The sequence below is a fragment of the Variovorax sp. 22077 genome (genome assembly GCF_052044195.1).
GTDB lineage: Bacteria > Pseudomonadota > Gammaproteobacteria > Burkholderiales > Burkholderiaceae_C > Variovorax > Variovorax atrisoli.
This window is the reverse complement of sequence record NZ_JBQEQC010000023.1, coordinates 31,304-45,737: the sequence shown is the minus strand read 5'-3', so window position 1 is coordinate 45,737 and position 14,434 is coordinate 31,304. Positions and strand designations below refer to the sequence as shown.

The 14,434-nt window shown below is 69.2% G+C and carries 11 protein-coding genes; 6 read left to right on the top strand and 5 right to left on the bottom strand.

Translation table 11 applies throughout. From position 1 onward, the window contains the following. Nucleotides 1-82 precede the first annotated feature (82 nt). The 3 genes from ACTJLF_RS27065 (at nucleotide 83) to ACTJLF_RS27055 (ending at nucleotide 5,515) form a co-directional block, all read left to right on the top strand. Nucleotides 83-3,670 carry a hybrid sensor histidine kinase/response regulator gene (locus ACTJLF_RS27065; protein WP_132799308.1) on the top strand — a complete coding sequence of 1,196 codons (3,588 nt, stop codon included), beginning with the start codon at nucleotides 83-85 and terminating at the stop codon, nucleotides 3,668-3,670. Nucleotides 3,671-3,690: 20 nt separating this feature from the next. Then, nucleotides 3,691-4,698 carry a response regulator transcription factor gene (locus ACTJLF_RS27060; RefSeq protein WP_026346573.1) on the top strand — a complete coding sequence of 336 codons (1,008 nt, stop codon included), beginning with the start codon at nucleotides 3,691-3,693 and terminating at the stop codon, nucleotides 4,696-4,698. Between the two features lie 166 nt (nucleotides 4,699-4,864). Next, entirely contained in the window at nucleotides 4,865-5,515 is a 651-nt protein-coding gene (locus ACTJLF_RS27055; protein WP_440884278.1) for a hypothetical protein, read from the top strand. Nucleotides 5,516-5,528: 13 nt separating this feature from the next. Here the strand turns inward: ACTJLF_RS27055 and ACTJLF_RS27050 are convergent, their stop codons facing one another. After that, nucleotides 5,529-6,449 (bottom strand): LysR substrate-binding domain-containing protein, encoded by a 921-nt coding sequence (locus ACTJLF_RS27050; RefSeq protein ID WP_019656521.1) that lies wholly within the window; start codon nucleotides 6,447-6,449, stop codon nucleotides 5,529-5,531. Nucleotides 6,450-6,544: 95 nt separating this feature from the next. Between ACTJLF_RS27050 and ACTJLF_RS27045 the strand changes: the two genes are divergently transcribed. After that, nucleotides 6,545-7,777 carry a threonine synthase gene (locus ACTJLF_RS27045; protein WP_440884277.1) on the top strand — a complete coding sequence of 411 codons (1,233 nt, stop codon included), beginning with the start codon at nucleotides 6,545-6,547 and terminating at the stop codon, nucleotides 7,775-7,777. A 19-nt stretch (nucleotides 7,778-7,796) separates the two neighbouring features. Next, on the top strand, nucleotides 7,797-8,789 hold the full coding sequence (locus ACTJLF_RS27040) for a Bug family tripartite tricarboxylate transporter substrate binding protein (protein ID WP_019656523.1): 993 nt from the start codon (nucleotides 7,797-7,799) through the stop codon (nucleotides 8,787-8,789). 16 nt (nucleotides 8,790-8,805) lie between these two features. On the opposite strand, the gene ACTJLF_RS27035 is transcribed toward ACTJLF_RS27040, so the two are convergent. Next, complete coding sequence (locus tag ACTJLF_RS27035) at nucleotides 8,806-9,435, bottom strand: helix-turn-helix transcriptional regulator (RefSeq protein ID WP_132799312.1); 630 nt, start codon at nucleotides 9,433-9,435, stop codon at nucleotides 8,806-8,808. A gap of 117 nt (nucleotides 9,436-9,552) precedes the next feature. On the opposite strand from ACTJLF_RS27035, the gene ACTJLF_RS27030 reads away from it, so the two are divergent. After that, nucleotides 9,553-10,698 (top strand): threonine synthase, encoded by a 1,146-nt coding sequence (locus ACTJLF_RS27030; protein WP_126183040.1) that lies wholly within the window; start codon nucleotides 9,553-9,555, stop codon nucleotides 10,696-10,698. A gap of 108 nt (nucleotides 10,699-10,806) precedes the next feature. On the opposite strand, the gene ACTJLF_RS27025 is transcribed toward ACTJLF_RS27030, so the two are convergent. The 3 genes from ACTJLF_RS27025 to ACTJLF_RS27015 all read right to left on the bottom strand — a co-directional run bounded on the left by ACTJLF_RS27025 (nucleotide 10,807) and on the right by ACTJLF_RS27015 (nucleotide 14,395). After that, nucleotides 10,807-12,804, bottom strand: a complete 1,998-nt coding sequence (locus ACTJLF_RS27025; RefSeq protein WP_440884276.1) for a YadA family autotransporter adhesin — start codon at nucleotides 12,802-12,804, stop codon at nucleotides 10,807-10,809. Nucleotides 12,805-13,151: 347 nt separating this feature from the next. Further along, nucleotides 13,152-13,412, bottom strand: coding sequence for a hypothetical protein (locus ACTJLF_RS27020; protein WP_440884275.1), 261 nt, complete (start codon nucleotides 13,410-13,412; stop codon nucleotides 13,152-13,154). Then, on the bottom strand, nucleotides 13,409-14,395 hold the full coding sequence (locus tag ACTJLF_RS27015; RefSeq protein WP_440884274.1) for an ornithine cyclodeaminase family protein: 987 nt from the start codon (nucleotides 14,393-14,395) through the stop codon (nucleotides 13,409-13,411). Before ACTJLF_RS27015 ends, ACTJLF_RS27020 begins: the two co-directional genes overlap by 4 nt. Between the last annotated feature and the right edge of the window lie 39 nt (nucleotides 14,396-14,434).

Sequence of the window (14,434 nt, the reverse complement as noted above, 5' to 3'; positions counted from 1 at the left end):
CCGGCCCGCCCCCGGTTGGGGGTTGGCGCAGCGACACGAAGTGCGCGCAGCCTGGGGGCGAGCAACAGTTCAGGCATGAAAGATGCACCGAAACGGTGTGAACCCTGAAGCCACGACCGCCACCCCCGACGACGCCCCCCAGCGCATCGTCAAGGTGCGGCGCGACTACAACAGTTGGGTGGCCAGCGAGACGCTGGAAGACTACGCACTGCGCTACACGCCGCAGCGCTTCCGCAAGTGGTCCGAATGGCGGGTGGCCAACACGGCGTTCGGGGCGGCATCGTTCCTGATCCTGGAGGCGGTGGGCGCGACGCTGCTGGTGCAGTACGGCTTCGCCAACGCCTTCTGGGCGATCCTGGCGACGGGGCTCATCATCTTCCTGGCCGGCGTGCCGATCAGCGTTTACGCGGCGCGCTACGGCGTGGACATGGACCTGCTCACGCGCGGCGCCGGCTTCGGCTACATCGGCTCCACGCTCACCTCGCTGATCTACGCGAGCTTCACCTTCATCTTCTTCGCGCTCGAGGCGGCGGTGATGGCCTACGCGCTGGAACTGGCGCTGGGCATTCCGCCGGTCTGGGGCTACCTGGTGTGCGCGCTGGTGGTGATTCCGCTGGTCACGCACGGGGTGTCGGCCATCAGCCGGCTCCAGCTGTGGACCCAGCCGCTGTGGCTGCTGATGCTGGTGGTGCCCTTCGCCTATGTGCTCGTGCGCGATCCTGGTGCGTTTGCGGGCATAGTGCACTACAACGGCGTGCGCTCGGGCACGAAGGGCTTCGATCTGCACCTGTTTGGCGCAGCCCTCACGGTCGGCATCGCGCTCATCACCCAGATGGGCGAGCAGGCCGACTACCTGCGCTTCATGCCCGCGCGCACGGCGGCCACGGCGCGCCGCTGGTGGGCCGGGGTGCTGGCCGGCGGGCCGGGCTGGGTGGTGCTGGGGGTGCTCAAGATGCTGGGCGGCGCGCTGCTGGCCTACCTCGCGATCACGCACATGGTGCCGGCCGACCGGGCGGTCGATCCGAACCAGATGTACCTGGCGGCCTACGAGTACGTGTTCCCGCACTACGGCTGGGCGGTGGCGGCCACGGCATTGTTCGTGGTGATCTCGCAGCTCAAGATCAACGTGACCAACGCCTACGCCGGCTCGCTGGCCTGGAGCAACTTCTTCTCGCGCGTGGCGCACAGCCACCCGGGGCGGGTGGTGTGGGTGGTGTTCAACGCGCTGATCGCCTTCATGCTGATGGAGATGAACGTGTTCGAGGCGCTGGGCGACGTGCTGGGCCTGTTCGCCAACATCGCCATCGCCTGGATGATGGCCGTGGTGGCCGACCTGGTCATCAACAAGCCGCTGGGCCTGTCGCCGCCGGGCATCGAGTTCAAGCGCGCGCACCTGTGGGACATCAATCCGGTGGGCGTGGGCGCGATGGCGCTGGCCTCGGGGCTGTCGATCACCGCGCACCTGGGCGTTTTCGGTCCGCTGGCGCAGGCCTTCTCGGCGCTGATCGCGCTGGGCACGGCGCTGGTGGCCTCGCCGCTGCTGGCCTGGGCCACCGGCGGCAAGTACTACCTGGCGCGCGGCGTGCCTTCTTCCGGTGCCGGTGCGGTGCGCTGGGCCAGGGTCGAGCACGAGGGCAGCTACCAGCGGCTGAAGGTGCAGCACTGCGTGATCTGCGAGCGCGAGTACGAGGGGCCCGACATGGCCCATTGCCCCGCCTACCAGGGCCCGATCTGCTCGCTGTGCTGCACGCTGGATGCGCGCTGCGGCGACCTGTGCAAGCCGCACGCGAGCCTGTCGTCCCAGTGGTCGGCGGTGCTGCGCTGGCTGCTGCCGCGGCGCAGCTGGCGCTACCTCGACACCGGGCTGGGGCACTTCCTGCTGCTGATGCTGGTGATCGTGCCGCTGCTGGCGGTGGTGTTCGGCGTGCTCTACCAGCAGGAGCTGCGCGCCTTCGCCGAAGGCGCGCTGGAGCTTGCGACCGAGCCCGACGCGGCGGCCGCGCTCGCGGGCGTGCAGAAGCTTTCGCTGCGCTCGGGCTTCCTCAAGGCGTACATGGCGCTGCTGGTCATCGCGGGCATCGTCGCGTGGTGGCTGGTGCTCGCGCACCAGAGCCGCAAGGTGGCGCAGGAGGAGTCGAACCGGCAGACCCACCTGCTGGTGCGAGAGATCGAGCTGCACCGCGAGACCGACCGCGCGCTGCAGGCCGCCAAGCAGTCGGCCGACGAGGCGCGCGAGATCGCGGAGCAGGCCAAGCTCGCGGCCGAGCTCGCCAAGCAGGCCGCCGACCAGGCCAACCAGGCCAAGAGCCGCTACATCAGCGCCATCAGCCACGAGCTGCGCACGCCGCTCAACAGCATCCTGGGCTACGCACAGCTCATGGGCGAAGACCATTCCGTGCCGCCGCACCGGCAGCAGGCGGTGGCCGTCATCAAGCGCGGCGGGGAGCACCTGCTGTCGCTCATCGAGGGCACGCTGGCCATCGCGCACATCGAGGCGGGCAAGCTCACGCTGCATGCGCGGCCGATGCGCTTTGCCGACACGCTGCGCGAGCTGGCCGACATGTTCGAGCTGCAGGCGGCCGAGAAGGGCCTGCAGTTCCGCTTCGAGGCCGCGGGGCAGCTGCCCGAGGTGGTGCGCGCCGACGAGAAGCGCGTCTGCCAGATCCTCATCAACCTGCTGGGCAACGCGATCAAGTTCACGGCGGCGGGGCAGGTCACGCTGCGGCTGGCCTACGCGCGCGAGTTCGCCTCCATCGAGATCGAGGACACGGGCCCCGGCATGCCGGCCGAGGACATCGAGCGCATCTTCGAGCCCTTCGCGCGCGGCAACGCCACGGGCATGGCCGCCGCGCCGGGGGCGGGGCTGGGCCTGACCATCGCGAAGATGCTCACCGACCTGATGGGCGGCGAGATGAAGGTGAGCAGCACGCCGGGCGTGGGTTCGCTCTTCTGCGTGCGCCTGTTCCTGCCGCGCGTGCACGACACCGTGGCCGGTGCCGGGCGCGCGCTGCCCGTCGCCCGCGCGCGGCGCGGCTACGAGGGTCCGCGCCGGCGCCTGCTGGTGGTCGACAACGAGGAGGCCGACCGCGACCTGCTCGGCCACCTGCTCGCACCGCTGGGCTTCGAGCTGCGAAGCGCCGCCAGCGGCCACGACGCGCTCGACCTCGTCGCCGCCGGCTACCGGCCCGATGCGATGTTCGTCGACCTCGCGATGCCCGGCATCGACGGCTGGGAGACCATCCGCCGCGCGCGCAAGCTGGGCCTGACCGAGGCTGCCGTGGCCATCGTCTCGGCCAACGCCTTCGACAAGGGGCTGGACAACGACGTGGGCATCGCGCCCGAGGACTTCTTCGTCAAGCCGGTGCGCCACACCGAGCTGCTCGACTGGCTCGAGCGCAGGCTCGGCCTGCGCTGGACCGAGACCGCCGCGAAGCCCGCTGCCGTGGCCGAGCCGCGTGCGATGCTGGCGCCCTCGCTGGCACGCCTGCGCGCGCTGGAGGAGGCGGTGGGCCTGGGCTACTTCCGGGGCATCATGAACCAGCTCGACGACATCGACGCCGCGCAGCCCGAGTGCGCGGCATGGACCGAAGCGCAGCGCGTGCTGGCCCGCCAGTTCCAGTTCGAAGCCATGAGCCGCGCGCTGGCCGAGGCCGTCGAGAGCGCAGCATGACCACGAAGCCATCTGCAGCCATGGAAACCTCATCGCTCGCCAGGACCCTGCGCGAACAGCAGGGCGCCAACAGCGACCTCGTGCTCATCGTCGACGACGTGCCCGACAACCTCGCGGTGCTGCACGACGCGCTCGACGAGTCGGGCTACACCGTGCTCATCGCCACCAACGGCGAGCAGGCGCTGCAGCGCGCGGTGCAGGCCAAGCCCGACATCGTGCTGCTCGACGCGATGATGCCGGGCATCGACGGCTTCGAGGTCGCACGGCGGCTCAAGGCCGATGCTGCGACGGCGCACATCCCGATCGTGTTCATGACGGGGCTCACCGAGACCGAGCACCTGGTGGCCGCGCTGGAGGCCGGCGGCGTCGACTACGTCACCAAGCCCATCAAGCCGAAGGAGGTGCTCGCGCGCATGAACGTGCACCTGCAGGGCGCGCGCCGCGCGAGGCAGGACGCGCGGCAGGCCGGCCAGGCGCGCAATGCGCTCGACGCCTTCGGCTATGCGAGCATCACGGTGCGACTGCCCGAAGGGAAGCTGATCTGGCAGACGGCGCTCGCGCGCGACCTGCTGCAGCGCTACTGCGAGACCCGCGCGCCCGAGACGCCGCCGGCGGTGCTCGAATGGCTGCGCAGCCACACGCCCGATGCGCGCGAGCGCGGCATCGAGCCGCCGCCGCTGTCCATCGTGCAGGGCGCCGGCAGCCTCACGCTGCGGCTGCACCAGCAGACCGGCGGCGACGACGACGGCGACGAGTGGATGATCATCATGCGCGAGGTGTCCGACACCGCGGTGATCGAGGCCATGAGCCTGAGCCTGAAGCTCACCGCGCGCGAGGCCGAGGTGCTGTACTGGGTGGTCAAGGGCAAGACCAACAAGGACATCGGCGAGATCCTCGGCAGCAGCCCGGCCACGGCCAAGAAGCACCTGGAGCGGGTGTACGTGAAGCTGGGCGTGGAGACGCGCACGGCGGCGGCGGGCGTGGCCATCAAGCGCATCCGCGAGCTGCAGCCGCAGTTCGAGATCTGAAGGGTACCCATCGCGCGGCGCCGCGTCACGGCGCCTACTTCCCGCGTCCCTAGAATGGTTCGAGGCCCCGGGGACGCGAGCGATGAAGAACACCAGGCACAGCACAACAAGGACCCGACCGCCGTCGCGCGGCCGGATGCTGGCGGCTTCCTGCTTGAAGGCGGGAATGTTCGCAGGACTGCTCGCGGGGCCGGCCGCCCACGCGGCGGGCCATTTCGACGTGGACGACGCCAGCACCCTCGACCCCGGCCAGTGCCAGTACGAGACCTGGTGGGGCCGCACCGGCGTCGAGCCCGTCACGGGCTTCCACTTCGGGCCGGCCTGCCGCGTGGGGCCCTTCGAGCTGGGCCTGAACCTCGACCGCAGCTCGGTGGGCGGCGTCCATTCGGTCACCGGCGGCCCGCAGCTCAAGTGGAACTTCTACGGCCAGGCGGCCGACGCGCCCTTCAGCGCCGCGGTGTCGATAGGCGCGGTGTTCGACTTCAAGCGCGGCGGCCGCGCGGGCGGGCAGTTCGTCGTTCCCGTCACCTGGCGGCCGCTCGGCAGCCTGCAGGTCCACGCGAACGTCGGCGCCGACTGGGCGACCGGGACCGGCGTGCGTACGTCGCGCGGCGGCGTCGGCGTGGAGTGGGCGTTGAACGACACGGTGTCGCTCATCGCCGAGCGCAACCGCGCATCGAACGTCTGGACCTCGCGCGTGGGCGGGCGCTTCAGCATCACGCCGCTGATCAGCGTCGATGTGAGCGCATCGCGCACCGGTCCGCAGGGCGTGCGCGGCTTCGTGATCGGGCTGAACCACGAGTTCAGCTGGAAGTGAATGTCGATTCACCCTAGCGCAGGTGGCGCTGGATGCGCTTCTCGTCCTCGGCCAGCTGCTGGCGCATGAGCGAGATGAAGTCGCGCGCGGTGGCCGAAAGAACCTTGCCCGCAGGCAACGCGAGAAGGCAGGTGAAGTACACGTCGACCGAGAACCGCCGCGCCACCAGGCCGCGCTCCACGTAGTCGAGCGCGGTGATCGGGTTGACCAGGCCCACGCCCAGGCCGCGCAGCGCCATCTCGCACACGCTGGCCGCGTAGGGCGTCTGCACCAGCACGCGCAGCGCCACGCCATGGGGCGCCAGCGCGGCCTCGAGCCGCTGGTGCGAGGGGTCTTCGGGGTTCAGCGAGATGAAGGGCGCCTCGGCAAGCTGCTCGGGCTTGATCGTCTTGAAGCGCGCCAGCGCGTGGCCCTGCGGCATCACCACCACGCCGGGAAAGCGCGAGAAGGTGGAATGGTCGATGCCCTCGAGGGATAGCTCGTCGGCCATCAGCCCGAAGTCGGAGATGCCCATGGCCACGCGGTCGCGCACGTCCTTGGAGCTCAGCACCTGCAGCGACACCTGCGGCCAGGGGCTCGCGCCGCGGTGGGCCTTCAGCCGTGCCAGCGCGCGCGGCATGAAACCCAGGCCGTAGGCCGGAAAGCAGCTGAGCTCGAGCTGGCTCACGCCGAAGTCGCGCAGGCTGCGCATCCGGTGCTCGATGGCGTCCATGCCGATGAAGACCCGTTCCACCTCCACCCACAGTGCGCGGGCCTCGGGCGTCGGCACCAGTCGCCCGCCGGTGCGCTGGAACAGCAGCATGCCGGCCTGAGCCTCCAGCCGCTTGAGCGACTGGCTGATGGCGGGCTGCGTCACGTGCAGCAGGGCCGCGGCCTTGCGGGTGGAGCTGCTGCGCATGAGCGCCCGGAACGTTTCGATTTCGCCGAATCGCATCGATAAGTTTTGTTATCGGTTGAGTATCTGGGGCTGCATAATTTTATTTCCGATTGAATAAGATTTAGTCACAACTTCATCAGACGCTGACCCCCGTGACGACATCGCCCGTTCTGGACTTCAAGTTCGCCGCTCTCCCGCAGGATCCGCCCGGCCATTCCGCAGCGCTGGGCCACCCCCTCGGGCTGGTTCGCGACCGCACCCCCAAGCCCGTGCGCAATCCGAACCTGCGCGGCCTGCAGTGCCTGCGCTGCGATGCGCTCTACCCGGTCACGCTGACGCACGACGGCTGCCCGGCATGCAGGCGCGAAGGCATCCACGTGGCCCTGCGCGCCAGCTACCTGCCCGACAGCGCCGAGCTGATGCCCATGCCCTATACCTCCAGCTTCGCGCTGGGCGAAGGGCAGACGCCGCTGCAGGACATGCCCGAGCTGGCCAGCCAGTTCGGCGTGGCGCGACTGGCCATCAAGGACGAGTCGTGCAACCCCACCGGCTCGCACAAGGACCGCATGACCGCGGTGGGCGTGGCGCAGGCGCTCGACTTCGACGCCCACACGCTCGTGCTGGCCTCCTCGGGCAACGCGGCCGTCTCCGCCGCGCACTACGCCTGGGCGGCCGGGCTGGGCTGCGAGGTCGCGACCTACGAGGGCATGCCGGCCACCTATGCGCGGCAGCTCGACGCGCTGGGCGCGCGTCGCTACGTGTTCTCCGACAACGCCGGCCGCTGGGCCTTCGTGCGCGAGCGCTCTCAGCACCCCGGCTATTTCGCGCTCACCAACTACCGCCTGCCCGCGCTGGGCAGCGCCCCGCTGGCGATCGAGGGCTACAAGCCGATCGCGCTGGAGTGCGTGAACGAGGGCGGCCTGCCCGACCATGTCGTGATCCCGACCGCGCGCGGCGACCTCGCCTGGGGCATCTACGCAGGCTTTCGCGCCCTGCTGGCGGCCGGGCGCATCGCGCGCCTGCCGAAGCTCTGGCTGGTGGAGCCGTTCCCGCGCCTGGCGCGCGTGTTCGCGGGCGGCGCCATCAACGGCAGCTACCCGGGCCACACGGCGCAGTTCTCCACCGCGGGTGCCACCGTCACCTACCTGCAGTGGCAGGCGGCCACCGCCACCGGCGGCGGCGCCGTGGTGGTGAACGACGACGAGGCCCGCGCCGCACGGCGCGTGCTCACGGCAGCCGGCGTGAGCGCCGAGCTGTGCGCCGCAGGCGGCCTCGCCGCATTGCGCCAACTGCGGGAAAGCAACTCCATCGCTGCGGACGCGCATGTGGTGCTGATGCTGACGGCCAATGCGACCGGCGACCCGAGCTGGCCCGATCGCGCGTAAACCCTTCCAGGAACTGAACATGCCGACGATGAATCGCCGGGCCTTCGCGGCCTCCGGCTCTGCAGCCCTGCTCGCTTCTTTTCTCAGCCCGGCTTGGGCGGCCTATCCCGACAGGCCTGTGAAGCTCGTCGTGCCGTGGGCGGCCGGCGGCAGCACCGACGCGATCGCCCGCGCCATGGCGCAGCGCATGAGCCAGACCATTGGCAGCCCGGTGATCGTGGACAACCGGCCCGGCGCCGCCGGCATGATCGGCACCGACGCGGTGGCCAAGGCCGCGCCCGACGGCTACACGCTTGCCATCGTCGAGCTGCCGCACGCCATCGCGCCGGCGGTGACGGCGAAGCTGCCCTACGACCTGCTGCGCGACTTCACGCCGGTGACCATGATCGGCACCTCGCCGCTGGTGTTCTTCTCGGGCATGGACGAGGGCAGCAAGGACTTCAAGACCTTCCTGAAGACAGCGGCTGCGGCCGCGGCGAAGGGCGCGCCTCCGGCCATCGCGCACAGTGGCGCCGGCACCGTGAGCCACCTGGCGGCCGAGCTGCTGGCGAGCCGCACGAAGATCAGGTTCAACATGGTTCCGTACCGCGGCTCGGCGCCCGCGCTCACCGACGTGGCGGCCGGCACGGTGGCAGGCCACTTCGCGACCCTGGCGAGCGGCTCGAGCCTGCTGGGAGGCAACCGCATCCGCCCGCTGCTGGTGACGAGCACGCAGCGCGTGAACCTGCCGGGCCTGCAGAACGTGCCGGCCCTCGCGGAGAGCGGACTCAGGGGCCTGGAGATCGACCAGTGGTGGGCCCTGGTGGCGCCGGCCACCACGCCGCTGGACGTGATCGAGAAGCTGCGCCGCGAGGCCGTCGCCGCGCTGGAGCATCCCTCGGTGAAGGAGCGGCTGTCGGTGCTCGGCGTGCAGATGAAGGGATCGACGCCGACCGAGCTGCGCGCCTTCCTGCGCTCGGAGGCCGAGCGCTGGCAGAAGGCCGCGCAGGAGATCGGGCTGCAGCCGCAGTAGGAGGTCGGCTGCCGGGCTACTTCGCGTCGCTGTAGACGGTGGCGCGCGACACGCCCATGTGCGCTGCCGCGATCTCTGCGCCGCGGCGCACTTCCAGCATTCCCGCCTTCTTCAGCTCCTGCACCAGTTGCTTGCGGTCGGCGGGCTTCAGCGAGCGCGGCGTGGTCGCGCGTGCGGCCGCGAACTCGTCGATGCGCGCGTGGATGCGGTCGGAGTGGCTGCCGCCCCCGGCTTCCAGGTGCTCGTGCACTTCCTGGTCGTCGATGCGCATGAACTGCGAGATCGCGCCCTGGAAGCTCTGGAACAGCGTCAGGTCGACGTTCAGGCACAGCGCGGCCACGTACTCGCCGCTCTCGTCCTTGATGCCGATGGAGGTGCTCTTGACCTTGCGCCCGTCGGGAAAGGTGTTGGCGTAGTTCGCGATCACCGCCGGGAACTCCGGGTCGCGGATGCGCGCGAGGCCCAGCTCGGTGACCGAATCGCCGACCTCGCGGCCGCTCAGGCCGTTCTCGATCGCGTGGATCGCGTTCTTCGGATTGCTCAGGTCGTGCACCACCACCTCGCAGAACGGCGCGAAGGTCTGGCCCAGGCCCTCGGCGATGTTGCTGAGCATGTCGAGCATCTGCTTGTTCGGCTTCTTCTTCATACCGGGGAATGTATCGGGTACGTATCCAGCTCTGGACGAACAATCTGATTTGTACAAAAAGTACAGTATTGGATGTATTATCCAATCCTGTTCGCTTTGATGATCCAGGAGCCACGAATGACAGAACGCGCACGCTACGTCGACCCTCGCACCGGCAGGCACCATGAGCTGTCGGAGCGCCGTTGGCGTTCGGACGACGGCAACCCGATGCTGGTCACGCCGCTGCCTGGCATCGGGCGAGACGACATCGATTCACGCACGCGTTCGCTGTGGCGCTATCGCGCGGCGCTGCCGGTGGCCATCGACCGTCCCGCGAGCATGGGCGAGGGCTGTACGCCGCTGGTGCAGAAGCGCTGGGGCGGCTTCGAGCCGTACTTCAAGCTCGAGTGGTTCAACCCGACCTGCAGCTTCAAGGACCGCGGCGCGGCGGTGATGATGTCCTTCCTGCGCCAGATCGGCGTCGACGCGGTGCTGGAGGACAGCTCGGGCAACGGTGGCGCGGCCATCGCGGCTGCGGGCGCGGCGGCCGGCATGCGGGTGAAGGTGCTTGCGCCGAGCTACACGCCCGCGCCGAAGGTGGCACAGATCCGCGCCTTCGGCGCCGAGGTGCAGCTGGTGCCCGGGCCGCGCGAGGAGTCCGAGTACGAGGCGGTGCGGCAGTCGGAGTCGATCTTCTACGCGAGCCACAACTGGCATCCGTTCTTCCTGCAGGGCACGAAGACGCTGGCGTACGAGCTCTGGGAAGACCTGGGCTTCGAGGCGCCGGACAACGTCGTGATCCCGACCGGCGCGGGCAGCAACGTGCTCGGCTGCTGGATCGGCTTCAAGGAGCTGCTGGCGGCGGGGCAGATCGCGAAGCTGCCGCGCATCTTCGTCGCCCAGCCGCTGAACTGCTCGCCGATCGACGCAAGCTTTACCGCGGGCGTCGACACCCTGGTGGAGCGCGCCGTGCAGCCGACGATCGCCGAAGGCACGGCGATCAAGCGGCCCGTGCGGCTGCCGGAAATCATGCAGGCCCTGCGCGAGACCAACGGCAGGACCGTCGCACTGACCGAGGAGCAGATCGCGGCGGCGGTGCGCCGGCTCGCAGCCTGTGGCCTCTATGCCGAGCCCACTTCCGCATCCGCCGCGGCGGCCATCGACGTGCTGGCGCAGCGCGGCGACATCGAAGGCACGGAGACGACGGTGGCGCTGCTGACGGGCACCGGGCTCAAGTCGACGCAGTTCATGACCGGGCTCTTCGCGGACGCTGCAGCCGGGTAGGGTCGCTTAAAAAAAATGGCCCCCACGCCAATCGGCATGGGGGCCATCCTCTTGCTTGCCGATTCGTTGCCGGCTCGCTCCCTGATTGGCTCTATTTCCTCCGAGCCCTCATTTCCATTTCCAGCCCACGCCGGCGTTCAAACCCCATTCCTTGCCGGTGGTCGAAATGCCCGCGCCCCAGGACGTCCTTCCGTCGCCGGCCAGCGCCTTGAAGGTGAGCGCCACGGCGCTGTAGCCCTTGTAGCTGCCCACCCCGACGCCCACCGTCTTCTCGCCCGGGGCGAGCGTGGGCAGGTAGGTGCCCGACATGGCCATGGCCATTGCCGTGCCCGTGTAGGCGATGCGCGCGACGTCGGCGACCTGGCTGCGCAGCTGGTTGAGCTGGTTCACGTTGACCGCGTCGGTGGGAAGCACGCCCGGCGCCACATTGGAGATGCGCGTGCCGCCCGGTGCCTGACCGTTGCCCAGCACGAGCTGGCTGTGGTCGACCGAGCCATCGGGGTTGGTCGCGTACTGCGCGCTGCTGGCCCGCGAGGCGGCTTCGGATGCCTTGAGCTGTGCCACGTTCGCCGCATCGCTGTCCGCCGTGCCGGCAGCCAGGCCGGTGATCTGGCGGAGCCGGCCGCCGGACGCGTCGCCGACCGAGACCGCCGCCTGCGTGCTGGTCGTCGCCTTCACGGCAGCCTGATGCTGCGCCGATGCATTGCGAGACACGTATCCGGCCACGCCGGCACCGGTGGCGGCCACCGAGCCGGCGCCCAGCGCCACGCCCTCGCTCTGCTGCACCACCGCGCCGAAGCCGATGGCGGTGCCCCTGGCGATCCGCGGTGCCTGGCTCAGCGAGGTTCCACCGGCATCGGCACCATCGCCCAGAGCGGTGCCGCCGCCCCCTGCGCGCGAATCCGCGCCGATGGCCTGCGAGCCCGCGGCCAGCGCGCCGGTGCCGATGGCGATCGCGTTCGCGCCCGTCGCGAGGGCGTGGGAGCCCACGGCCACTGCGCTGTTGGCTGCTGCCTTGGCACCCGTGCCGGCCGCAAGGGAGTTGGAACCGCTGGCTTCCGACTGCGGGCCGATCGCCACGGAACTGTCGCCGCTGGCCATCGAGTCGCCCGCCGTCGACCTGGTGTGGAAGTACCTGGTGCCCGTGTTGTAGATGGTGCTGACCGAGGTGCTCAGGCTGCGCAGGTTGCCGTTGGTGGTGGACAAGCCGGTGGAGAGGCTTCCGATGCCGGCCGCAGTGGACGTCGACAGGCTTGCGAGGGCGCCGTTGGTCGTGTTCAGGCCGGTCGAGAGGCTGCCGATGCTGCCTGCCGTGGATGTGGACAGGCTCGCGATGGTCCCGTTGGTCGTGTCCAGGCTGGTCGACAGCGAAGCGGTGGCGGTCGAGAGCTGGCTGACGTTGACCGCGTCGGTCGGGGCGCCGCCGGCGGCGACATTGGTGACCCTGCGCTCGCTGCCGCTGCTGCCTACCGACAGCTCGCCGGACGGTGTCGCGGCTGCGACCGCGGTTCCTGCGGCTGGCGCGTAGGTGGGTGATCCCTGCAGGCTCGCCAGCGAGTTGGAGGTGGTGCTGCCGGCGCCGATGGCGGCGGAGTTGTCGTACTTCGCGGAGGCGCCGCTGCCCAGGGCCACGGCACCTTGGCCGTTTGCAGTGGACGCCGCGCCGATCGCGGCCGAGTTCAGCCCCTGCGCCTGCGCGTCGTAGCCGAAGGCGGCGCTCCCGGTTCCCGACGCGTTGCTCGAGAGCCCGGTCGCGGTGGCCCATTTGCCCGCGGTGCCGGAGAAGCCGATGGCGGTGGACCCGTCTCCCGTGCCCTGCGAATAGCTGCCATACACCGTCACGCCTTCGAGGTTGTTGCCGCTCGAGTTGCAGCCGGTGATGTTGGACCAGGGACCGGTCCCGTCGACCGGCATGCTGTTCGTGCCGGTGACGGTCACGCGCCCGATGGTCGCGGTGCCCGTGCTGTTGCAATTGGCAGGGGCATAGGTCGAGGCGTTGGCTGCGAGCGGCGAGAACTGCAGCCCGCTGGCGAGAACTGCCGCGGTGACGGCTGACAGCCTGAAGCTCATGCGGCCGGCGCGTGTGTTTCTGTAGGAATTGCTCATGGCTTTTTCTTTGAATTGATCTTCCAAAAAGGAAATGCGGACTCGATGCGCGTGACGAGACGGCCTGATTCCAGTGCCGGAATCGGGCGTAATTCGGTTTGCGGGTGAAAGATGGATTTCCCGGCTTCGGGAAATCGGCCTCGCCGACGGCTGCTTGCCGGCGCCGTTCAGCGGGCGAGTGGCGAGGCGTGAGCTAGCTACAGGGCTCGAGTGAAATCATTCCAACCTCTCTGTGTTTATTCGGCGATGAAACTCGCGGAGAGGTGCGTTGCCAAGCTCCGTCAAGACTTCGAGGCTGCGGAATGTATCGGGTGGAAATCGGCTCGGACAATGACCATTAATGTCAATTAATGGCATTCTTCCGCGCTTGAAGTATTTCCAGATTGCGGCCTTCTTTTTTTGAGCGAGAAGAAGTCCGCGATTTCGATTTTTCTCTTCAGAGGAATCTCGCCGTCAAAACAGTCGTGCAGCGCATTGATGACAAAAAATGCCAAGAGGGAGTCGGCGCACAGGGGCTGAAATGTTCTTGTGTCTGCAACAAAAATCACGCTTTTAAGACGCGCTGCACACGGGGCGCGGCATTGCGCGCGCCCTTTGAACAGCTTCACCAGGGCCAGGCGATGCGCGTGCCTGTCTGGGTCTCGGCAGCGCGCGCATGAAGAAGGCGCGCGACGGTCAGGTCCTGCAGCGCGAGGCCCGTCATGTCGAAGACGGTGATGTCTTGCGGCGCCCGCTCGAAGGCAGCCTTGCCGCTGAGCAGGTCGCCCAGCTCCACGCATTCGGTGCCGGGCGCCCACTGCGTCTCGCCGATCTGCCGGGCCTGCATGCGGTCGTCGACGAACAGGCGCGCGCGTTCCAGCAGGCCTTCCGGCAGCTCCCGCTTGCCGCGGGTGTCGGCGCCGACACAGTTCAGGTGCGTGCCGGGCCGTACGGCATCGAGCTCGAACAGGGCTCCTGCGCCCGGCGTGGCAGTGATCACGATGTCGCTTCCCGCCACGGCCGCGTTGCGGTCGTGCGCCGGCGCGATGCTGCAGCGGCCGGCGAAGCGGGCTTCGAAGGCGGCGTTGCGCCCGCCGTTCGCACCCACATAGAGAACCTCGCGCAGCGAGGGGATCAGCCGCAGTGCGAAGTCGAGCTGGATGTGCGCCTGCACGCCGGTGCCGAAGAGGCAGAGCCGCGCACTGTCGGCCCGCGCGAGACGCTGCAGGCCGAGTCCGCCGGCTGCGCCCGTGCGAACGGTCGTCACCGTGTTGCCGTCGATGACGCACAGCGGCCGGCCTGTCGCTGGGTCGATCAGCATGATCGTCGCCTGATGGGGTTCGCCGCCGCGCTGCCGATTGGCCGGCCAGAAGCCCGCCGCCTTGAATCCGAGCAGCCCCTGGGCCTGCACGTCGCCGGACTTGATGCCGAACACGCCGCCGGTCCCCAGCGCCTCGCGCACCACCGGGAATACGCGGCCCTCGCGGTCGCTGTGCAGCATGAAGGCCTCGCGCACCGCACCGAGCACGTCGTCGTGGAAGAGGAGGGCGTCGACCTGGTTCTTGTCGAGCAGCAGGAGCCGGGCGTCGGCGGGCGCGATGGAGGATGTCATCTGGAAATACTATCTATCTCCAGACAAAAAATCAAAAAT